Annotated in this window: 18 protein-coding genes; 9 read left to right on the forward strand and 9 right to left on the reverse strand. The window is 67.5% G+C overall.

The window, feature by feature from the left end; all coding sequences use genetic code 11:
* Window positions 1-37: 37 nt before the first annotated feature.
* The 6 genes from ilvD to ACT53M_RS03610 all read right to left on the reverse strand — a co-directional run bounded on the left by ilvD (window position 38) and on the right by ACT53M_RS03610 (window position 7,454).
* A complete protein-coding gene (gene ilvD / locus ACT53M_RS03585; protein WP_476231508.1) occupies window positions 38-1,759 on the reverse strand; it encodes a dihydroxy-acid dehydratase in 1,722 nt (573 codons plus the stop codon).
* Between the two features lie 11 nt (window positions 1,760-1,770).
* Entirely contained in the window at window positions 1,771-2,502 is a 732-nt protein-coding gene (locus tag ACT53M_RS03590) for an N-formylglutamate amidohydrolase (RefSeq protein WP_476231510.1), read from the reverse strand.
* The gene (locus ACT53M_RS03595) at window positions 2,499-3,230 is read right to left on the reverse strand and encodes an enoyl-CoA hydratase/isomerase family protein (RefSeq protein ID WP_476231511.1); all 732 of its coding nucleotides are present in this window, start codon (window positions 3,228-3,230) and stop codon (window positions 2,499-2,501) included. The genes ACT53M_RS03590 and ACT53M_RS03595 overlap by 4 nt, the downstream gene beginning before the upstream one ends.
* A 166-nt stretch (window positions 3,231-3,396) precedes the next feature.
* Window positions 3,397-4,221 (reverse strand): 4-(cytidine 5'-diphospho)-2-C-methyl-D-erythritol kinase, encoded by an 825-nt coding sequence (locus tag ACT53M_RS03600; protein ID WP_476231512.1) that lies wholly within the window; start codon window positions 4,219-4,221, stop codon window positions 3,397-3,399.
* Window positions 4,222-4,240: 19 nt separating this feature from the next.
* Window positions 4,241-5,827 carry a tetratricopeptide repeat protein gene (locus tag ACT53M_RS03605; RefSeq protein WP_476231514.1) on the reverse strand — a complete coding sequence of 529 codons (1,587 nt, stop codon included), beginning with the start codon at window positions 5,825-5,827 and terminating at the stop codon, window positions 4,241-4,243.
* Window positions 5,802-7,454, reverse strand: coding sequence for an electron transfer flavoprotein-ubiquinone oxidoreductase (locus ACT53M_RS03610; RefSeq protein WP_476231515.1), 1,653 nt, complete (start codon window positions 7,452-7,454; stop codon window positions 5,802-5,804). Before ACT53M_RS03610 ends, ACT53M_RS03605 begins: the two co-directional genes overlap by 26 nt.
* A gap of 123 nt (window positions 7,455-7,577) precedes the next feature.
* Here ACT53M_RS03610 and ACT53M_RS03615 point away from each other — a divergent pair, with 123 nt between their 5' ends.
* Genes ACT53M_RS03615 through moaB form a run of 3 tightly spaced genes read left to right on the forward strand, consistent with a single transcriptional unit; the run spans window position 7,578 to window position 10,715 of the window.
* On the forward strand, window positions 7,578-8,303 hold the full coding sequence (locus tag ACT53M_RS03615; protein WP_476231516.1) for a uracil-DNA glycosylase family protein: 726 nt from the start codon (window positions 7,578-7,580) through the stop codon (window positions 8,301-8,303).
* Entirely contained in the window at window positions 8,300-10,201 is a 1,902-nt protein-coding gene (locus tag ACT53M_RS03620) for a lytic transglycosylase domain-containing protein (RefSeq protein ID WP_476231517.1), read from the forward strand. Before ACT53M_RS03615 ends, ACT53M_RS03620 begins: the two co-directional genes overlap by 4 nt.
* On the forward strand, window positions 10,188-10,715 hold the full coding sequence (gene moaB, locus ACT53M_RS03625; RefSeq protein ID WP_476231518.1) for a molybdenum cofactor biosynthesis protein B: 528 nt from the start codon (window positions 10,188-10,190) through the stop codon (window positions 10,713-10,715). Before ACT53M_RS03620 ends, moaB begins: the two co-directional genes overlap by 14 nt.
* Before the next feature lie 50 nt (window positions 10,716-10,765).
* On the opposite strand, the gene ACT53M_RS03630 is transcribed toward moaB, so the two are convergent.
* Window positions 10,766-11,101, reverse strand: a complete 336-nt coding sequence (locus ACT53M_RS03630) for a VOC family protein (RefSeq protein WP_476231519.1) — start codon at window positions 11,099-11,101, stop codon at window positions 10,766-10,768.
* Window positions 11,102-11,156: 55 nt separating this feature from the next.
* Here ACT53M_RS03630 and ACT53M_RS03635 point away from each other — a divergent pair, with 55 nt between their 5' ends.
* Window positions 11,157-12,227, forward strand: coding sequence for a PA0069 family radical SAM protein (locus tag ACT53M_RS03635; RefSeq protein ID WP_476231520.1), 1,071 nt, complete (start codon window positions 11,157-11,159; stop codon window positions 12,225-12,227).
* 179 nt (window positions 12,228-12,406) lie between these two features.
* Here the strand turns inward: ACT53M_RS03635 and ACT53M_RS03640 are convergent, their stop codons facing one another.
* Window positions 12,407-13,630 carry an SGNH/GDSL hydrolase family protein gene (locus ACT53M_RS03640; protein WP_476231521.1) on the reverse strand — a complete coding sequence of 408 codons (1,224 nt, stop codon included), beginning with the start codon at window positions 13,628-13,630 and terminating at the stop codon, window positions 12,407-12,409.
* Between the two features lie 143 nt (window positions 13,631-13,773).
* Here ACT53M_RS03640 and ACT53M_RS03645 point away from each other — a divergent pair, with 143 nt between their 5' ends.
* Complete coding sequence (locus tag ACT53M_RS03645; protein ID WP_476231522.1) at window positions 13,774-16,392, forward strand: M1 family metallopeptidase; 2,619 nt, start codon at window positions 13,774-13,776, stop codon at window positions 16,390-16,392.
* Window positions 16,393-16,433: 41 nt separating this feature from the next.
* Here ACT53M_RS03645 and ACT53M_RS03650 read toward each other — a convergent pair whose 3' ends face one another.
* Window positions 16,434-17,234 (reverse strand): DODA-type extradiol aromatic ring-opening family dioxygenase, encoded by an 801-nt coding sequence (locus ACT53M_RS03650; RefSeq protein ID WP_476231524.1) that lies wholly within the window; start codon window positions 17,232-17,234, stop codon window positions 16,434-16,436.
* Window positions 17,235-17,311: 77 nt separating this feature from the next.
* Between ACT53M_RS03650 and ACT53M_RS03655 the strand changes: the two genes are divergently transcribed.
* The 4 genes from ACT53M_RS03655 to recJ all read left to right on the forward strand — a co-directional run bounded on the left by ACT53M_RS03655 (window position 17,312) and on the right by recJ (window position 21,405).
* The gene (locus ACT53M_RS03655; RefSeq protein WP_476231525.1) at window positions 17,312-17,827 is read left to right on the forward strand and encodes a (2Fe-2S)-binding protein; all 516 of its coding nucleotides are present in this window, start codon (window positions 17,312-17,314) and stop codon (window positions 17,825-17,827) included.
* 106 nt (window positions 17,828-17,933) lie between these two features.
* Complete coding sequence (locus tag ACT53M_RS03660) at window positions 17,934-18,785, forward strand: RcnB family protein (RefSeq protein WP_476231526.1); 852 nt, start codon at window positions 17,934-17,936, stop codon at window positions 18,783-18,785.
* A gap of 87 nt (window positions 18,786-18,872) precedes the next feature.
* Entirely contained in the window at window positions 18,873-19,607 is a 735-nt protein-coding gene (locus ACT53M_RS03665) for a 2OG-Fe(II) oxygenase (protein WP_476231527.1), read from the forward strand.
* Window positions 19,608-19,638: 31 nt separating this feature from the next.
* The gene (gene recJ / locus ACT53M_RS03670) at window positions 19,639-21,405 is read left to right on the forward strand and encodes a single-stranded-DNA-specific exonuclease RecJ (RefSeq protein WP_476231528.1); all 1,767 of its coding nucleotides are present in this window, start codon (window positions 19,639-19,641) and stop codon (window positions 21,403-21,405) included.
* Window positions 21,406-21,412: the final 7 nt, after the last annotated feature.

A 21,412-nucleotide genomic window follows, 5' to 3' on the forward strand; every position in this document is an offset into this window, starting at 1 on the left:
GGCGCCGCAACCGGCCAGCAACAGGAGCAAGCCTGCGCTAGATGTCTGCGTAAACATGGGTTTCGGCGCTGGCTCCGGGGTGCGTCACCGCGCCCTTATACGCCGGGCCGACATTCTGGGAATAGCGCCACAGCGCCCCCGCCTGATAGTCGTTGGTCCGCGGCTGCCACCGCGCACGCCGTTCGGCGAGCACTGCCGCCGGCACGTCGAGGTCGATGGTACCGGCCTCGGCGTCGATGCGGATCGTGTCGCCGTTTTCGACCAGCGCGATCGGGCCGCCCTCGGCCGCCTCCGGCCCGACATGGCCGATGCAGAAGCCGCGCGTCGCGCCCGAGAAGCGCCCATCGGTGATCAGCGCCACCTTCTCGCCCATGCCCAGGCCATAGAGCGCGGCGGTGGTCGACAGCATCTCGCGCATGCCCGGGCCGCCCTTCGGCCCTTCATAGCGGATGATGATGACTTCGCCTTCATTGATCTGGCGGTGCTCGACCGCCTGGAACGCATCCTCCTCGCAATCGAACACGCGGGCCGGCCCTTCGAACTGGAGCCGCTTCATTCCCGCTACCTTCACGATCGCACCCTCGGGCGCCAGCGTGCCGCGCAAGCCCACCACGCCGCCGGTCGGCGACAGCGGCGTCTTCACGTCGTAGATCACCTTCTGGTCGGGGTTCCAGGTGACCTGGTCGATATTCTCGCCCAGCGTCTTGCCGGTCACGGTCATGCAGCTGCCGTCGAGCAGGCCGTTCGCCAGCATCGTCTTCATCAGCATATAGACGCCGCCGGCCTCGTGCATGTCCTTGGCGACATAGCGGCCGCCCGGCTTGAGGTCGGCGATGTACGGGGTCGATTTGAACGCCTCGGCCACGTCGTGCAGGTCGAATTCGATCCCCGCCTCATTGGCCATCGCCGGCAGGTGCAGCGCCGCGTTGGTCGAGCCGCCGGTCGCCGCCACCACGCGCGCGGCGTTGATGAAGGCGGCGCGCGTCGCGATGTCGCGCGGGCGAATGTTCCTTTCAAGCAGGTCCATCACCTGCACGCCCGCCGCGATCGCGATTTCCTCGCGGCTCTTGTACGGCGCGGGGACCATGTTGCTGTTGGGCAGCGACAGGCCCATCGCTTCGCCGACGCACGCCATCGTGTTGGCAGTGAACTGGCCGCCGCACGCGCCATGCCCTGGGCAGGCAACCTTTTCAAGCGCGGTAAGGTCCTTGAGCGGGCAGTTGCCGGCCGCGAACTTGCCCACCGCCTCGAACACGTCGACCACGGTGACATCGCGGTCCTCATAGCGGCCCGGCAGGATCGAACCGCCATAGACGAAGATCGACGGGATATTCAGGCGCAGCATCGCCATCATCATGCCCGGCAGCGACTTGTCACAGCCGGCAAAGGCGACCAGCGCGTCATAGCAATGGCCGCGCACGCTGAGCTCGACGGAATCGGCAATCACTTCGCGGCTGACCAGCGAGGACTTCATGCCCTGATGGCCCATGGCGATGCCGTCGGTAACGGTGATGGTGTTGAACCGGCGCGGCATGCCGCCGCCCGCGATCACGCCCTGGCGGGCGGCATCGGCCTGGAAATCGAGGGTGGTGTTGCACGGCGCGCTGTCGTTGCCGGCGCTGGCCAGCGCGACGAACGGCTTGGCGATATCCTCCTCGGAAATCCCCATGGCATAATAATAGCTGCGGTGCGGCGCGCGCTCGGGCCCCACGGAAACGTGGCGGCTGGGGAGCTTGGACTTGTCGAATCGGTTGGTCATGGCGCGCAAGCCTATGTCGCGGGAACACCCTTTCGCGCAAGACTATTGCGCAAGAAATTTGCGAGGTCGGCGAGAATCTCGCTCCACCGCGCAACGCCATCGGCATCGCGGATCAGGTCGTTGCGGATCTCGATGGCGATCGAGGGGATGCCCTGCCCCTCGGCATGGCGGTTGAGCGTCGCATTCAGCAGCCGGCCCGAATAGGGCTCGTTATCGCCGGTCACTAGGCCCCGCCCCCGCAGCCAGTCGATCGCCGGGAGTGCCGCGCGGGTATCCCGGTTATAGAGCACGCCCACCTCCCATGGCCGCGGCGTCCCGCCATGTTCGAGGCAGGGCGTGAAGCTGTGGATCGACAGGATCAGCGCTGGCCGCTGGCGCCGCACCTGATCGCGGAGCAGCCGGTGATAAGGCGCGTGGAAGCGGGCGATGCGGCCGGCGCGATCCACCGGCGCATTGCCGGGAATCAGGTGCCCGTCGCTGCGGTGGGGGATCAGGCCGCTATGGTCCGGCTCGCGGTGCAGGTCGATCACCAGCCGCGACACGGTGGCGAGAATCGCCGGCGCGTCGAGCCGTGCCGCCAGCGCCCGGGTGACATCGGCCGCGCCGATGTCGACGGCGATGTGCAGGTCGAGCAGCGCCTGATCGATACCCAGATCAATGTCTTCGGGCACCGCGTTCGACGCGTGATCGCACAGCAACAGCAGATCCTGCGCGCCGCCACCCAGTTGTTCGGCGACGCTCATGCGAAACTCGCCGGCCGCCGGGCGCGGAAGGCGGCGAGGCCCGCGACCAGTTCGTCGCCACCAAAGGCCGCTTCGAATTCGCCATCGAGCGCGGCGGTCGGCGCATGGATCGCCCGCTTGAGCTGCCGGATCGCCTGCGGGGCGTTGGCGGCGATGCTCTGCGCCTGCGCGCGTGCCGCCGCCATCCCGTCCGCGGCGCGATGTTCGACGAGACCGATCCGTTCGGCACGATCGGCGTCGATCCGCTCGCCGCTGAACAGCAAGGCTGCGGCATGGCCCGCACCGACGCGAGCGACCAGCCGGGCGACATCGCCGCGCGGATAGCCAAGCCCCAGCTTTGCAGGCGTGACCGCGAACTCGGCGCCGTCGCCCGCGATCCGCAGGTCCGCCGCCAGCACCAGCGCCACGGCCGCGCCGAAGCAGCCACCGTCGATGGCAGCGATCACCGGCATCGGCAGCGCAGCGATCGCCTCGATCCCGGCCTGCATCGCCAGGCGAAAGCGCGTCCGCATCGCCGGCTCCGCCTGCAACCGGGCGAACTCACCGATATCGGCGCCCGCAGAGAAAATGCCGGGAACGGCAGAGGCGATCAGCACCACCCGTGCCGCGGCAACCTGTCCGGCAGCCGCGGCAAGTTGGTCCCAGCCGGCAATCGATATGGCATTGCGGGCATCGGCGCGTGCGAACGCGATCGTGGCGACCGGCCCATCCCATTGGACATCAATCATGCCGAAGCTCTGCCCGATCGCGGACGCCGAGTCACGGCATGGCGCGCGGGCGAGCCGTTTCCGACGCGCCCGCGAGCCACCGGCGAACGATGCTGGCCGGGCATGATCCGCTAGGGTCGGACATAGCGGCCCGCGGTCAAGGATCGCTTAGCAGAGAGGGTAAAGCTCAGCGCAACTGCGTAGCCGCTACCCACCAGCCGGGCCGGGCGACGGCTGCCGCAGCGGCACCGCGCGCGGCGGCATTCTCGAACAGCGCAAAGCAGGTGGCACCCGAACCCGACATGCGCGCCAGCACCACCCCGGGCTGGGCCGCGAGCGCGGACAGAACATCGTCGATCGCCGGCGCAAGCGCGCGCGCCGGCGGCTCCAGGTCATTGCGGCCAGAGAGCGCCACCGCCAGCAGATCGCCCGACCCGATCGGTCCGCGATCCACCCCGTCCCATGCGCGGAAAACCTGCGCCGTGGAAACCGCAACGCCGGGGTTCACGAGCAGCACGGGCGTACCCGAAAGCCCTTCCACGGCCTGCAATGCCTCGCCCCGTCCCGATCCGAACGCCGTGCGCCCCAGCAGACATGCCGGCACATCCGACCCGAGCCCATCGGCAATGGCGAAAAGGCGCGGATCGTCGCCCGGCACGCCGTGCAACCGGGCCAGCGCCCTGAGCGTGGCCGCCGCATCTGCCGATCCGCCGCCAATGCCAGAGGCGACCGGCAGATGCTTTTCGAGTTCGATCGCGTGGGCGCCGCCGCCAAATACATCGCGGAACCGCAGCGCAGCGCGCGTGACCAGATTGTCGCCCTCCCCCGCCAACGCCGACGCGAAGGGGCCGGTCAGCGCGAAGCTGTCTTCTGCCGCCGGCGTCAGCCGCACCCGGTCGCCATGGTCGACAAAGGCGAACAGCGTCTCCAGCGCGTGATAGCCGTCGGCCCGACGATGGCGCACGTGCAGCGCCAGGTTGAGCTTGGCGGGTGCGAATTCGGCAATGATCATGCCACCGCCCCTAGCGCGTTCAGGAGGTGCCCGTCAGCCCCTCTGCCAGCTTGCGTGCAATCCGGCCGGCCGCATCGGGGTCCGCATAGATTGCCGCCGCGCGCCAGGCATAGCGCGCCTCGTACCGGCGGCCGACCTGCCAATAGGCGTCGCCCAGATGCTCGTTCGCCACCGATCCGCCGGGGTCGCCCTGCACGGCCTTTTCGAGCAGCGGCACCGCCCGCATCACCTCACCCTGCTGGAAATAGGCCCAGCCCAAAGCGTCGGCGACGGCGGCATCGTCGGGCTTCAGCAGGCGGGCGCGTTCGAGGAGGCGGATCGCCTCGGCCTTGTCGGCCGCGTGATCGAACAGCGCGACACCCAGATAGCGCAGCGGCTCCACCTGATCCGGCGCGAGCTGGATCGCGCGATCCAGTTCGGTTCGTGCCGCCTGCCACTGGCCGGCACGGTCCAGCGCCATGCCGCGCTGGAAATGGAGTTGCCAATCTTCCGCACCGCCATCCGCAATGGCGCTGGCATAGAGTTTGGCGGCGGCCTCGAACTGGCGGGTCTGGAGGAGCAGGTCGCCGTAATTCTGCAGGTCGCCGCGCGTCGCCCCCGGCCCTTCGGCCAGCGCGCGCGCTGCGGCAATCGCCGCGTCGATCCGGCCGGCATCGGTAAGCACGCCCAGCCGCGCGGCGGCCGCACGGCGGCCATAGGGACTGTCCGGCGCAATCGCATCCAGCGTGGCGAGCGACAGGCTGGTCGCGCCTTCGCGATCGAGCGCACGCGCCAGGTACAGCCGCGCCCGGTTCTCCTGCGGATCGAGCAGCAGCACCGCACGCGACAGCGAGATCGACAGGTCGGGAAGCTGGTCGTTCGCGAGGTCCGCCGCCAGCATCAGCAACAGCCGCGACACGCCATAGCGGGCATCGGCGCGGCGCGGCGCGCCCAGCGAATGCCCGATCGCCACCAGTTCCGGCGATCCGCGCCGCAACAGCGCCTGACCGCGCGCCCCGCCCAGCAGCCCGGCAATGTCGATGCGTGCGTCTTCGTTGGAGGAATCGGCCAGCGCCTCCGGAAGCAGCGCCAGAATCGCGTCGTCGCTGCGGCCGGCGGCGATGGCGAGCAGCACGCGCTGCCGGGCGATATAGTGGCGTGACAGCGCGCTGCCCTTTTCACCGTCGAGCAGCGCCAGTCCGTTCTCGCCGCGATCCTGTGCCAGCCATGCCGCGAGCACCGGCGTGATGAAGTCGAACGGCCCCTTGTGCAGCCGCGCAAGGGCCACCTGCGCGCCGGCTGCGTCGCCCGCCTGCAGCGCGGCGGTAAAGGCGATCAGCGCGGCGTCGGGCGGTGCCGTGCCCGATTTCTCCAGCACGGCGGCGGCGCGACCGGCAAGGCCGTAGTCGCCGGCAACCAGCGCCTCGCGATACGCCCTGAGCGCGACCACCTCGTCGCCCGGCGCCGCCGCCAGCGCGCGGGCATAGCCCTGAACCGCCTGGGCCGAGGCGCCCTCCGCATCGGCGGCACGAGCGCGGACATAATCGCCCAGATCGGCCTGCGCCGCTGCCGGGGCTGCCAGCAGCAGCGCGGCGGCGAGACTACATGTTCGGATAATTGGGACCACCGCCGCCTTCCGGTACCACCCAGTTGATGTTCTGGGTTGGATCCTTGATGTCGCAGGTCTTGCAATGCACGCAATTCTGCGCGTTGATCTGGAACCGCAGATCATCGCCTTCCCCTACGACCTCATACACACCGGCCGGACAGTAACGCTGCGCAGGCTCCGCGTACATCGGCAGATTATAGTCGATCGGAATATCCGGGTCCTTCAGTGTCAGATGGACCGGCTGGTCCTCCTCGTGATTGGTGTTCGAGACGAACACGGAGGAGAGGCGATCGAAGGTAAGCACGCCGTCGGGCTTGGGATAGTCGATCCTGGGTGCCTGATCGGCCCGCAGCAGCTGCTCGTTGTCGCGGTGCAGCTTCAGCGTGAAGGGCCAGCGGATGCCGAGATGCTCGCTCCACATCGCTGCGCCCGCGAGCAGCGTGCCCCAGGTGTCGCCGAACTTCTTCACCAGCGGCACCACGTTCCGCACGCCGCGCAGTTCCTTGTACACCCAGCTCGCTTCATAAGCTTCCGGATAGGCGCCGAGTTCGTCATGCGCGCGACCCGACTGGATCGCCGCGAACGCCGCCTCGGCCGCCATCATCCCGCTCTTCATCGCGGTGTGGGTGCCCTTGATGCGCGGCACGTTGAGGAAACCGGCCGAATCGCCGATCAGCGCCAGACCCGGCGCGACCAGCTTCGGCACTGCCTGCCAGCCGCCGTCGGAAATGGCGCGGGCGCCATAGGATACGCGCTTGCCGCCCTCCAGGATCGCCGCGATCTCCGGATGCGTCTTCCAGCGCTGCATTTCCTGGAACGGCGACAGCCACGGATTGCGATAGCCCAGCCAGACGACGAAGCCGAGCGCGACCTGCCCGTCTGCCTGATGATAGAGGAAGCCGCCGCCGTTCGCGCCGTCGGTCAGCGGCCAGCCCTGGGTATGGATCACCCGCCCCGGCACATGCTTGGCGGGGTCGATGTCCCACAATTCCTTGATGCCGATGCCATATACCTGCGGCTGGCTGTCGCGATCAAGCTCGAACTGGCGGATCATCTGCTTCGACAGATGGCCGCGGCAGCCTTCGGAAAGGAAGGTGTATTTGGCGTGGATTTCCAGCCCCGGCTGGTAATCGGGCTTGTGCGTGCCGTCCTTCGCCACGCCCATGTCGCCGGTGGCGACGCCCTTCACGCTGCCGTCTTCGTTGAACAGTACTTCGGCGGCGGCAAAGCCCGGGAAAATCTCGACGCCCAGCTCGCCAGCCTTTTCGGCCATCCAGCGGCACAGATTGCCGAGGCTGCCGGTATAGGTGCCCTTGTTGTGCAGATAGGGCGGCGTGAGGAACTCGGGATAGGCCGACTTGCCCTTCTCGCTCAGCACCCAGTGGTGGTTTTCCGTCACCGGCGTGCGCGCCAGCGGGCAGCCGTCGTCGCGCCAGTTCGGCAGCAACTCGTCGAGCGACTTCGGATCGATCACCGCGCCGGACAGGATATGCGCGCCGACCTCGGAACCCTTTTCCAGCACGCAAACCGACAGTTCGGCGCCCGCCTCGTTCGCCAGCTGCTTCAGCCGGATCGCCGCGGAAAGGCCGGCAGGCCCCGCGCCGACGATCACGACGTCATAGGGCATCGACTCCCGTTCGCTCATTCTCAGTCCCCTAAGTCTCTCTGCACCCTCGCAGCCGCCTGTCGTCGCGCGAAGGAAACGTTCTGTCTTTCCCGCGATGAAGCCAGATTGACCCCGCCGTCAACCGGGATTCAAAGGGTGGGTATGGGGGTCGAACCAGACAATAGCTGGCATCGGGCGCTCGCCGGTGCGTTGCAATGGTGGGACGAAGCCGGCGTGGACATGCTGGTGGAAGACAGCGTGCGCGACTGGCTGGCGCGCCCTGCGCCACTTCGCCAGCCGGCGCCGGCCCAGCCTGCCGTAGCGCCCCCGACGCCCGATGCCTTGCCGCAAACGCTGGAGGCGCTGTTCGACTGGCGCACCGGCGAGACTGCTCCCGAGGCCACCTGGATGGCACCAAGGATCACGCCTGTGATCGTGTCCGGCGCCAAATGGGTGGTGATGACTGACATGCCCGAAGCCGAGGATCGCGACACGCTGCTCGGCGGCGTGGCCGGCCGGCTGCTCGACCGGCTGCTCGCGGCGATCGGCGTAGGGCGCGAGTCGGTCCAGTTGCTGCCGCTCGCCTTTGCCCGCCCCGTCACCGGTCGCATCGCCCCGGAACAGGAAGCGCCGCTCGCCGATCTGGCACGCCACGCCCTGACGCTGGTGGCGCCCGAACGCCTGCTATTGCTCGGCCAAGCGGCCAGTCGTGCGGTTCTTGGGGCAGAAAGCTGGCCGCCGGCAAATAGTTTACACGTCGTTAACGATTTCGCGGCCAAAACAGCCGTGGTGACGACATACCATCCGCGCTGGTTGCTGGAGCGACCAGCTGCGAAGAGCGAAACCTGGAAACATCTGTTGTTGCTGAGCCGGGGAACGAACCTGTGACGTTGCGTATCCTGCTTGCCGCCTCGCTGGTGGCGCTTCCGATTGCGGCCCATGCCGATAATCACGCGCCCGCAACCGGCGCCGCGAGCGACGACGATGCCGGCGCCGCCGGCCGCCGCGAGGATGACGGCATTCCGCCGCAGCTCGATGCCGGGCAGAAGGCCGATTACCAGTTCGTCTTCGCCGCAATCCGCGCCGGCCGCTGGTCGGATGCGCAGATCAAGCTCGATTCGATGAAGCCCGGCCCGCTCCACGCAATCGCCCGCGCCGAGCTATACACCGCCAAGGGCTCGCCCCGCGTCGAGGCCGGGCAGCTCGTCGCGCTGCTCAACGAAGCCCCCGAACTGCCGCAGGCGGAACAGCTCGCCCGGCTGGCGCGGGCGCGCGGCGTTACCGATCTGCCCCAGCTTCCCGCCGCCCAGCGGCTGGTGTGGTTCGATTCGGCGCCGATCCGCCGCCGCACCCGCTCGGTCCGCAGCGACAATGCCGCGACCGAAGTCGCCATCGTCATCCAGCCCTATGTGAAAAGCGACAATGGCCCCGCCGCCGAGGCCGTGGTCGATCGCTTCGCCGCCGACCTGACGCCCGAGGCGCTCACCGAATGGCAGCAGAAGGTCGCCTGGATCTATTACACCGCCGGCGACGACCAGAACGCCCGGCGCATGGCCGCCAAGGCGCAGCAGGGCACCGGCGACTGGGTTGCCGCCGCCGACTGGACCGAAGGGCTGGCCGACTGGCGCCAGCAGGATTGCAACAACGCCGCCGCCGCCTTCGACCGCGTCGCCACCCGCGCGGGCGATACCGAGCTGCGCTCCGCCGGTCTTTACTGGAGCGCCCGCGCCGAAATGGCGTGCGGCCATCCCGACAAGGTCGCGCCGAAGCTGCGCGCCGCCAGCCAGTATGGCGAAACCTTCTACGGCCTGCTCGCCCGTACTTCGCTGGGCATCGAGGAAAAGCCGCTGAAGGGCGACCGGCTGGTCAATGACGACTGGAAGCTGCTCGAGCGCCGGCCCAATGTCCGCATCGCGGCTGCGCTTTCCGAAATCGGCGAGGATTCGCTGGCCGATCAGGTGCTCCGCCATCAGGCGAAGTTCTGCAATCCGGGCGAGCACGCCGCGCTGACCCGCCTTGCCGCACAGCTCAGCCTGCCCCAGGCCGAATTGTGGCTCGCCCATAACGGGCCGCAAGGCGCCAGCCCGATCGTCGCGGCCCGCTATCCGGCGCCGAAATGGACGCCCGCCGGCGGCTGGCGCGTCGACAAGGCGCTGGTCTTTGCCCACACGCTGCAGGAATCGAACTTCCGCACCGAAGTGCGCAGCGCCGCAGGTGCGATGGGGCTGATGCAGGTGAAGACGGGCGCCGCCATCGATGTCGGCCGGCGCCACGGCGTGGCCTATGCCGTGTCCGACCTGACCAAGCCGTCGGTCAATATGGAGATCGGCCAGTCCTATCTGGAGCAGTTGCGCGACATGCCGCTGACCCAGGGGCTGCTGCCCAAGGTGATCGCCGCCTATAATGCCGGGCCCAGCCCGGTGGACCAGTGGAACCAGGTCTCGCGCGACGGCGGCGACCCGCTGCTCTATATCGAGAGCATCCCCTATTGGGAGACGCGCGGCTATGTGATGACGGTGCTGCGCAACTACTGGATGTACGAGCTGCACGAGGGCCGCAAATCCGCCAGCCGCGCGGCGCTGGTCGGCGGCATGTGGCCTCGCTTCCCCGGCATGCCGGGCGCGGCCGCAGTCAAGATCGCCACGCGCCGCGCTCCCGCGCTCGTTTTCCCGCCGGTGCAACAGTCGCCGCTGCTCCAGCCGGCGCCGCAGGCAGGCACGGCAAGCACCGCCGTTACGTTGAGCGCTGCGACGATGCCGCTGGGGATTTCGCGTGGCAATCGATGAGAGCATTGCCTTTCGCCCGGTTCGCATTGCCGTTCTAACCGTTTCCGACACGCGGACGCTGGCCGAGGATCGCTCCGGCGACCGGCTGGTCGAGCGTCTGAGCGGCGCCGGCCATCTCCTCACCGACCGCATGGTTGTGCGCGACGATGTCGATGCGATCGTCGCGCAACTCGAAACCTGGATCGCCGCACCCGGCGTCGAAGTGATCCTCACCACCGGTGGTACCGGCGTCACCGGTCGCGACGTGACGCCCGAGGCATTGGCGCGGGTGTGGGACAAGGAAATCCCCGGTTTTGGCGAGCTGTTCCGCTGGCTCAGCTATGCGAAGATCGGTACCTCGACCATCCAGTCCCGCGCCACGGCCGGCGTGGCACGCGGCACCTATATCTTCGCGCTGCCGGGTTCGACCGGCGCGGTTACCGACGCCTGGGACGGCATTCTCGCCAGCCAGCTGGACATCCGCCACAAGCCCTGCAACTTCGTCGAACTGATGGGGCGGTTGCAGGAACGCTGAGCCGCCCCCGTCCCTGCGCAAGCAGGGCACGGCAGATCAATCGCCGCTCGTCACGCCTCCATCACCCACGCCGCCAGTTCGTGCCCCTGCGGATCGCGGAAGTGGAAGCGGCGCCCGCCGGGGAAAGAGAAGATCGGCACCGTCACCACGCCGCCCGCCGCCTCCACTGCGGCCAATGTCGCTTCCAGATTCTCCACCGCGATTACCGGCAGCAACAGGGTGCGCCCCCGCGCATCGCCGTCGAGCCCGACATCGGTGTCGCCCGAAGCCGTTGCCGCATAGCCCGGTCCGAAATCGATAAAATGCCAGCCAAAGGCTTTGGAATAGAAGGCCTTGAGCGCCGGCACATCGCCCACCGGCAGCTCCAGATAGTTCAGCCGCGCCATCACTCCCTCCAACAATGTTCTTGCTATGTTCTATCGCGCGCACTAGCTTTGCGCAATGGCAAAGAGTCGGCCCGTGCGCGGCGCCACGCACAATGCGGAGAGCAGCCGTTTCAACCTTCCCGCGCGGGAAGCGGATGGCGATTGGCTCGACGCGCAGGACGTGATCGACGGCGCCCCGCCCCCGCTGCGCACGACCGTTACGGTCGAAACCCCGCGCACGATCATCACCCGCAACCAGTCGCCCGACATTGGCTTTCAGCAATCGGTGAACCCCTATCGCGGGTGCGAGCATGGCTGCATCTATTGCTTTGCGCGGCCCAGCCACGCCTATCTCGATCTGTCGCCGGGGCTGGACTTTGAAAGCCGGCTGTTCGTCAAGCCCGATGCCCCCGCCCTGCTCCGCGCCGAACTCGGCAAACGCGGCTATGTCTGCCAGCCGCTGGCGTTCGGTACCAATACCGATCCCTATCAGCCGATCGAGGCCAAATGGCGGATCATGCGCGGCTGCCTGGAGGTGCTTGCAGAATGTCGCCATCCGGTGATGATCACCACCAAGTCGAACCGCGTGACCCGCGACCTGGACCTGCTCGCGCCGATGGCGGCGCAGGGGCTGGCGGTGGTGATGCTGTCGGTTACATCACTCGACCCCCGGATCGCGATGACGGTGGAGCCTCGTGCCCCCCATCCCGAGCGCAGGCTCGCGGCGATCCACAGCCTGACCCAGGCTGGGATACCGGTATTCGTCTCCGTCTCGCCGGTCATCCCGCACGTCACCGATCACGAGCTGGAGCATGTCCTCGAACGCGCGGCGAAAGCCGGTGCACGAGGCGCCTTCTTCCTGCCGGTGCGGCTGCCCTGGGAGGTGGCGCCGCTGTTCCGCGACTGGCTCGACACCCATTTTCCCGAACGGGCCGGCAAGGTGATGGCAACGATCCAGTCGATCCGCGGCGGGCGCGACAATGATCCCGGCTTCTTCACCCGGATGCGCGGCCAGGGCCCCTGGGCCGACCTGCTCCGCACGCGCTTCACCCGCGCGGTAAAACGCTACGGTCTTGACGGGGAACGCATTCGCCTGCGCACGGACTTGTTCCGCCCAACGGCCGGAGCGCAGGGGGAACTGTTTTGAGCGGTGGGCGGGCCTGGAAACGCGAAGGCCTGGCCGTCTCGGTTGTTCGGCGCCGCCACGAACGCGCAGGCGAGGGTCGCGCGCGCACGCGAGTCACCCTAAACTTCCTAAACTTCGCAATGCATGTCGACGCGAAAAACCCGCCGTTGCCGGCGGCGGGAGAGAGCGCGCTCGACCCGTTACCGCAGCAACGCCAGCGGCACCGCAGCCGCCATCGCCGCATAGCCCGCCGTCGAGGGATGCAGGCCGTCGCCGCTGTCATACGCCTTGCGCAGCCGGCCCGGATCGGCCGGCTCGCGCATGGCGCGGTCGAAATCGACCACGGCGTCAAAATGCCCTGGCGCGCGAATCCAGCGGTTCACAGCCTGGCGATCCGCTTCATTCTGCGCGTCGGGATGATAATAGCCCGATCCGCCATAGGGCATGATCGTCGCGCCGATCACGCAAATGCCACGGGCATGGGCACGGGCAATCATCTGGCGATAGGCGCCGATCATCTGCTCGACCAGCGCGCGGTGGACCTCCGGCGTGGCCGGTGTCTCGCGGGTCAACGTGCCGAGATCGTTCACCCCTTCCAGCACCAGCACATGGCTGACGCCCGGCTGGCTCAGCACGTCCCGGTCGAACCGCGCCAGCGCATTCGGGCCCAGCCCGTCGTTGAGCAACCGGTTCCCGCCAATGCCCGCATTCAGCACCGCCACATTGCTGAGGCCCGGCGCGCGGCGCAGCTGCTGCTGCAGCGCATCGGTCCAGCGCAGGTTGGTGTTGGGCTTCACACCATAGCCGTCGGTGATCGAATCGCCGAACGCCACGATGGCGCGCGCGCGAGGCGCCACGGCTTCGATTCCAGCGATCTGGAACCAGTGGTCGGCAGTCTTGGCCCCGGTCAGGTCCGCGTCGGCGAGATGATTGCCATGGACGAGATAGGAGGTGGCGCGCGATCCCGGATGGCCGGTCTGCTGCGCGGGCGGCTGTGCGAAGTAGAGCGACACCGCCACGTCGGCACCGGCAGGCAGCGCGAGCGACACCGGATCGCTCCAATATTCGGCGCCGGCCGGAATGGTGACGGCAGCGGCCCCGCCGAACTGCAGGCTGCGGGCACTATTGGCGTCAATCCGCGCGCCGGCCGCGTCACTCGCCCGGGCGATGCCGGCGCCATCGATCCGCAGCGGCGCATTGCCGAAGCGATTGGAGATGCGCATCCGGAGACGGGTGGTCGGCAGTTGCACGCGAACGATCTGGCGCAGGGTTGCATCGGTAAGGTCCGCCGCCGAAAGCGCGTTCGGCCCGTCGACGGCCAATTGCGCCGTCGACCATATGGCGACCCAGCGTTCGCCCGGCGCCGCCTGCGCGGTAGCGGCGAACAACAACGCCATAAGCGCCCAGCGCAACGTCCGCACCATCGATCCTCTCCCTTCGCTTATGGTATCGTTACCATAGCCGTTAGCGGCCGTGCGGCAAGCAGAACAGGTGAGGTGGATATAGTGTACTATTGCAATAGGGCAGCTGGCACCATAAGCATCGCCAGTCTTCAAGAGGAACCCTGATGCGCGCCATTCTCTTCGCTTCCAGCGCCCTGCTCATTCCCGCCGCGGCCCTGGCCCAGACGCCGCCACAGCCCACCGGCAAGCTGCCCGACGCGGCGACACCGATTGCCTATCGGCTCGACTTCACGATCGTGCCGGAACAGGATCGGTTCAGCGGCCATACCGAAATCGATGTCGATCTGAAGCAGGCGGCGAGCGCGGTTTGGATGCACGGCCGCGGGCTGCATGTCAGCAAGGCGGTGGCGCGCGTCGGCGGCCAGCAGTTTGACGTAACGTTCACGCAAAAGAGCCCGACCGGACTCGCGCAGGTCGATTTCGGCAAGACGGTCCCTGCGGGCCGCGTGACGCTGGCGTTCGATTATGATGCACCCTTCGGCCAGAGCACCCAGGGCATGTATCACCTGAACATCGCCGGTGCCTGGTATAGCTGGACGCAGTTCGAATCGATCGATGCGCGCGCCGCATTCCCGGGCTTCGACCAGCCGGGCTACAAGACGCCCTTCACGGTCTCGATCACCACCAAGCCCGGCTTCACTACCGTCAGCAACGCGCCGGAAACCGCCGTCACCAAGGTTGGCGATCTGGAAAAGCACCAGTTCGCCCCCACCAAGCCGCTGCCGACCTATCTGGTCGCGCTGGTCACCGGTCCGTTCGCGACCACCAGCACGACGGTCCCCGCCACACCGCAGCGCGCCGAACCGCTGCCGCTGCGTGTCGTCGGCACCCAGCCCAATGCCGGCCAGCTCGCCTTTGCTCGCGACGAATCGGGCAAGATCGTCTCGCTGCTCGAAAACTATTTCGGCCAGCCCTTTCCCTTCCCGAAGCTCGACCAGATCGGCTCGCCGATCATGCCGGGCGCGATGGAAAATGCCGGTGCCGACATTTACGGGGACGGCATCCTGTTCCTCGACGAAAAGGCCGCATCGGAGCGCAAGCGGACCTTCGGCATGGTCGTCGCGCACGAACTGTCACACCAGTGGTTCGGCGACCTCGTCACCCCCGCCTGGTGGGACGACATCTGGCTGAACGAAAGCTTCGCCAACTGGATGGGCTATCGCATCGGCAATGAATGGCGGCCGGGCCTGCAGATCGAAGTCGATGCGATCGAGGAAGGCTTTCAGGCGATGGGCATCGACGCACTCGTCGCCGGTCGGCCGATCCACCAGCCGATCCTGAACGATGGCGATGTCGATGCCGCCTTCGACCAGATCACCTATGGCAAGGGCGGTCAGGTTGTGGCGATGATCGCCGCCTATATGGGCGACACCAAGTTCCGCGACGGCGTGCGCCTGCACATGAAGCGGCACGCCTATAGCAATGCCAGCACCGATCAGTTCTTCGCCTCGCTGGCCGATGCGGCGCACGATCCGCGCGTGCTTGCCTCGCTCAAGAGCTTTGTCGATCAGCAGGGCGTGCCGCTGGTGACGCTGCACCATGAAGGCGACAAGCTGGTCGCCACCCAGTCGCGCTACAGCTTCTTCGGCACCAATGCTCCGGCCGAGCAATGGCTGGTGCCGCTATGCCTGCGCCGCGGCGAAACCAAGAGCTGCACGCTGGTCGACAAGCCCAGCATGACGGTGGAAGCCAAAGGCAACGGCGCGATCATGCCGAACGCCGGCGGCTGGGGCTATTATCGCTTCGAGCTCGATCCCGCCGACTGGGATGCGCTGATCGCCGCTGGCCCCAGCCTGCCGGCGGGCGAAGCGCTGGCGCTCGACGACAGCGTCTGGGCCAGCTTCTATGCCGGCCGCAGCAGCATCGCGCGCCCGCTGGCGCTGGCGCGCGCAATGGCGAAGCATCCCTCCACCAAGATCATCTTCGATAATGCCAAACGGCTGCGCGGCCTCGAGGGCCGCGGCCTGATCAGCGCAGCGGCGCTGCCCGCCTATCGCAAGCTGATCGTCGACCTGTACGGCCCGATGCTCGCCAAGCTCGGCTTCGACCCCAGCAACAACGCCTATGCGTCGGAAACCGCCGATCAGCGCGACCTGCGCGACGAGCTTGTGGAGCTGCTGGCGGTCACCGGGCACGACACCGCGCTGCGGACCAAGCTGACCGCCGCGCTCGATGCGCATCTCGCCGGCGACGCCAAGGCGATGGACTCGAACTATGCGTCGCTCGCCGCCCAGATCGCCGTAAACGAGCGCGGCGCACCTTTCGCGCAGCAACTGCTCGACAAGGCCTTGAGCAGCCACAATCCTGCGGCGATCGGTGCCACCTTGCAGGGCATCGGCGCATCGAACAATCCGGACGTGGCCCGCTGGTTCCTCAACGACTATAAGGATCCGCGGCTCGACTTCCGCACGCGCATGTTCACCGTTGCCACGCTGTTCCGGTCGCCCGCCACGCGCGATGTGGCGAGCGACTTCATGATCACGAACTTCGATCAGTTCGTGCAGGCCGGCGGCGGCGGCGGCGTATTTTCGGGCCGCGCGGCGCAGATGTTCGGCGCGCTCTGCTCGAATGCGCAGGCCGATGCCGTCGATGCAAAGCTGCGTCCGGCCACCAAGGGCAGCACGCTGAGCCTGGATCGCGCGGTGGAAACGATCCGCACCTGCGCGCGCTTCCACGACGCAAAGGCGGGCGAAGTCAGCGCGGGGCTGATCGGCACCAAGTAACCGGGGTGCGCGGCGGCCGGTCCTTCCCGGCCGCCGCGCCCTCAGCCGAAGCGGAAACCGCTGACGGCCCAACCCATCACATGGTCGCGATAGTCGCAGATGGCGGGCCCATCGCCGCCCGCGCCCAGCGCGACCATCAGCGGCAACAGATGCTCCTCACGCGGATGCGCGAACTCGGCATAGGGCAGGCTGCGCCAGTCGGCGATCCGGGCCGCTCGACGCACCGGGTCGGGGTCGGTAGCGGCATCGACCAGCGCGGCGTCCCAGACATCGGCATAGGGCGTAACCTGCGGCCCACGCGCCCGCAGATTGTGGAAGCTCATGCCCGATCCGACGATCAGCACACCTTCGTCGCGCAGCGGCGCCAGCGCCCGGCCGATCGCGATATGGGCCTCCGGATCGAGATCGCTGCGCAGCGACAATTGCGCCAGCGGGATGTCGGCACCCGGCACCGCGACCATCATGGGAATGAAGACGCCATGGTCCCAGCCGCGCTCATTCTCCCGGGCCGTGGCGAAGCCGGCAGCGTCGAGCAGCGCCTGGGCCCGCAGCGCCACCTCGGGCGCACCCGGCGCATCCCAGCACAGGTGATAGGTATGGTCGGGAAAGCCATAATAATCGAACAGCAGCGGCTGACCGGTGCCGACATGCACCGTCACCTCCTGCGCCTCCCAATGGCCGGATACCAGCAGGATCGCGCGCGGCCTCTCGGGCAGAGCGTCGATCAGCCCGGCCAGATAGGCTTGCATCGGCCGCCACATCGGATCGGGCGGACCGCCCTGCGGATCCATGAAGAAGCAGGGGCCGCCGCCATGCGGAATGAACAAAGCCGAGAGTGTCATGGCGGAGATGTCGCGCCGGCAAGCGCCGTGCGCAATGGCGGTTTCGGAAACATGCCGTTTCCCGCTAGGATCGGGGCATGACTCGTTTCACCGTCAACAACCAGCCGGTGCATTACCGCATGGACCCGCAGACGCCGCTGCTATGGGCGCTGCGCGATGCCTCCAACCTTACCGGCACCAAATATGGCTGCGGCACCGGCGATTGTGGCGCCTGCGCGGTCGATGTCGACGGCAGCGCCCGGCTTGCCTGCCAGGAACGGATCGGCGCGCTGGAAGGCACCTTCGTCACGACGATCGAGGGCCTTTCGCACGACCGCAGCCATCCCGTGCAGCAGGCGTTGCTCGCCGCGAACATCGTCCAGTGCGGCTATTGCATTCCGGGCGTGGTGATGGCCGCCGCCATATTGATCCGCGACAATCGCAATCCTTCGGAACAAGAAGTGAAGGATGCCATTCCGAATATGTGCCGATGCGGCATTTATCCGCGACTTGTTGCTGCAGTGCAGGACGCCGCCCGTATCGCCCGCGGTGATGCGCCGCTGCCCGATACGGCGCCAGAGGAAGATAAGGACAAGGACGACAACGCCACGTGATTCTTTCAATTGGCTGTCGATGGAGTTCAGCACAGACTCACGCGCGTTCGACTAGACCCGTTTTACTGGCGGGGCATTATGCCGGCGCGAACGGAGAGTTGAGACAATGAAGAGGATGCTCCTGGCGGCACTGGCTGCAGCGACAGCCCTGGTCCCCCCCGCAATGGCACAGGACCGGGATCATGGCGGCGAACGCGACCGTGGCGGCTGGTCCCGCCCGGCTCCGCCGCAGCGTCCATGGAATGGCCAGGGCGCTGGCGCGCCCGCGCCCCAGCAGCCGCAGGGCTGGAATCGCCCTTCCCCGCCCCAGATGCCCAATCGCGGCTGGGGGCAGGATCGCCCCCAATCGCCGACACCGCCGCCCCAGTTGGGGGTGCAGCCGGAGCAGTGGCGCGGCGGCCGCGACTGGAATCGGGGCCCGCGCCCCGGCTGGGGCCAAGACCGCCCGCAGCCGCCGCAGGCCCAACCGGGTGCGCGGCCCGAGCAATGGGGCGGCGGCAACTGGAATCGGGGGCCCCGTCCCGATGGTGGCCTGCGCCCCGATGGCGGCCCGCGCCCGGACTGGCGCCGCGAATGGGGCCGCGATCGCGACTGGAATCGCGACCATGGCTGGGACCGTGGCGGCGACCGCTGGGGCAATAACCGGCGCTGGGACAATGGCTGGCGCAGTGACCGCCGCTATGACTGGCGGGCCTATCGCGACTATAACCGCAGCCTGTACCGTCTGCCGCGCTATTACCCGCCCTATGGCTGGGGCTATGGCTATCGCCGCTTCTCGATCGGCGTGCGGCTGAACACGGTGCTGTTCAGTTCCAGCTACTGGATCAGCGATCCCTATTCGTACCGCCTACCCGAAGTGTGGGGGCCGTATCGCTGGGTCCGCTATTATGACGACGCGCTGCTCGTCGACATCGAGACGGGCCAGGTGGTCGACGTAATCTACGGCATTTTCTGGTAAGTTCCGGGAAAGGCCGGTGCTGCGGCACCGGCCTTATCCGTGCAACGCCGGCTTGCAATCGGCCTTCGCCTTGGCAATGGACGGCGGGTGAGCAAGAACCAGGGCAATATCTCCGGTCAACCGTCGCAGCGCCGTGCGCAGATCGGCGTCGAAGTGGCGGCGCGGCTGGACGCCAATCCGAACGTCAAGCGGGCCAAAGTCGATCTGGCGCAGATCTATACCTATCCCGACTTCCTGACCGATGCCGAATGCGACACGCTGATCGCGCTGATCGATTCTAATTCGCGCCCCTCAACCCTGCTCGCCACCACCGACGATCCCGAATATCGCACCAGCGACAGTTCGGACCTCTATCGCTGGTCCGACGAGGTGAAGACAATCGACGACCGCATCGCCCATCTGCTCGGCATCCCGCCCGAACATGCGGAAACGATGCAGGGGCAGCGCTATGCGCCCAACCAGCAGTTCCGCGCGCATTGCGACTATTTCCACGAACATAGCGGCTATTGGCAGCAGATGCTGGAAACCGGCGGCCAGCGCACCTGGACGGCCATGGCGTTCCTGAACGACGTCGAGGAAGGCGGCGCCACCTGGTTCCCGCGCGCCGGCATCCGCTTCAAACCAAAGCGGCGGACGCTGGTGATCTGGAACAATATGAGCGCCGACGGCAGCCCCAATTACGACACGCTGCACGAAGGCACGCGCGTGGTGGAAGGCACCAAATACATCATCACCAAGTGGTTCCGGGAGGAAGCCTGGATTAAGGCGCCGATCACCACCTATCGCTCCGGCGTAGTCGACGCGGACGCCGACGCCGATTGACGCGGGGCCCTGCCCCGCGCACATCCGGACCATGTCTTCAGCCCTGAATGTTCACCGCTCGATCCTGGGCCAGCCGTGGCGCTGGCGCGGGCTGGCGGCGGATGCCCGCGATCCGAATTTCGCCCCGGACGATCTCGTTACCCAGCTTCTGCTCACTCGCGGCGTCGAACGCGAGGATCTGGAACGGCACCGCACTCCCAGCATCCGCACCTTCATGCCGGACCCGTCGATCTTCCGGGACATGGACAAGGCGGCCGGACGGCTCGCAGATGCTGTGGTCGGGCGCCAGCAGATTGCGGTATTCGGCGACTATGATGTTGACGGTGCCACCTCTGCCGCACTGCTGATCCTGTTGCTGCGCGATCTGGGTATCGAAGCCCGCTCCTACATCCCCGACCGGCTGATGGAAGGCTATGGCCCTTCGGGCGAGGCGCTGGTGCGGCTGAAGACCGAGGGCGCCGATCTGATCATAACCGTCGATTGCGGCGCCCAGGCGTTCGAGGCGCTCGAAATGGCTCGGGCCGCAGATGCGGACGTGATCGTCGTCGACCATCACAAATGCGCGACAGAATTGCCGGTCGCCCATGCGCTGGTGAACCCGAACCGGCTGGATGAGGATGAAGGCGCCGCGCACGGTCACCTCGCAGCCGTCGGGGTCGCCTTCCTGCTCGGCGCGGCACTGGTCCGCACACTTCGCGCTCGCGGCTATTTCTCGGGCCGGGCGGAACCCCGCCTGCTCGATCTGCTCGACATTGTCGCACTCGGCACCGTCGCCGATGTCGCGGCGCTGAAGGGCCTCAACCGCGCCTTTGTCGCCCAGGGGCTGAAGGTGATGGCGGGGCGACGCAATATCGGCCTCAACGCGCTGATCGAAGCCTCGCGCCTCACCCGCGCGCCGACCTGTACCGACCTCGGCTTTGCGCTGGGGCCCAGGATCAATGCCGGCGGCCGCGTCGGGCGCTCCGACCTCGGCGTACGGCTGCTTACCACCCGCGACCCGGCCGAGGCGCGCGCGATCGCCGAGGAGCTCAGCCAACTCAACGAGGAACGCCGCGCGATCGAGGCGGAGGTGCAGGCCGCCGCCGAACAGATGTGTCTGATGGGCGGCGACCGTGCCGTCGCGCTGGTCGCGGGCGACGGCTGGCACCCGGGCGTTATCGGCATCGTTGCCGGACGCCTGAAGGAACGGCTGGGCCGCCCGGCCATCGTGATCGCACTGGGGGAAGACGGCATCGGCAAAGGGTCAGGCCGCTCGATCCCCGGCGTCGATCTGGGCGCGGCCGTGCTGGCGGCGAAGGATGCCGGACTGCTGATCGCCGGCGGCGGCCACGCCATGGCATGCGGCGTTACCGTGGCGGCAGAACAGGTCGAGGCGCTTGCAGCCTTTCTGGAAGAGCGTTTGACCGAGCGAATCGAGCAGGCCCGCGGCGAACGGGCGCTGCTGCTCGACGCCGTGGTGTCCGCGGCCGGGGTGAACCCGCAACTGGTGCAGGCGATGGAAGCCGGCGGCCCCTATGGCATGGGCTGGCCTGCCCCCAGGATCGCTGCGGGCCCGGTGCGAATCATCAAGGCCGATCTGGTCGGCACCGGCGGCCATGTTCGCGCCATCGTGGCGGGTGAAGATGGCCGCGCAATCAAGGCGGTAGCGTTTCGCCAGGCCGACACCGAACTCGGCCAGGCGCTGCTCTCCGCCCCTTCCCACAGGCGGCTGTGGCTGGCCGGACGCGCCAAGATCGACGACTGGGGAAGCCGCCCTGCAGCAGAATTGCACATCGAAGATGCCGCATGGGCAGATTGAGTGCTTG

The sequence above is a fragment of the Sphingomonas sp. DMC6 genome (genome assembly GCF_056314225.1).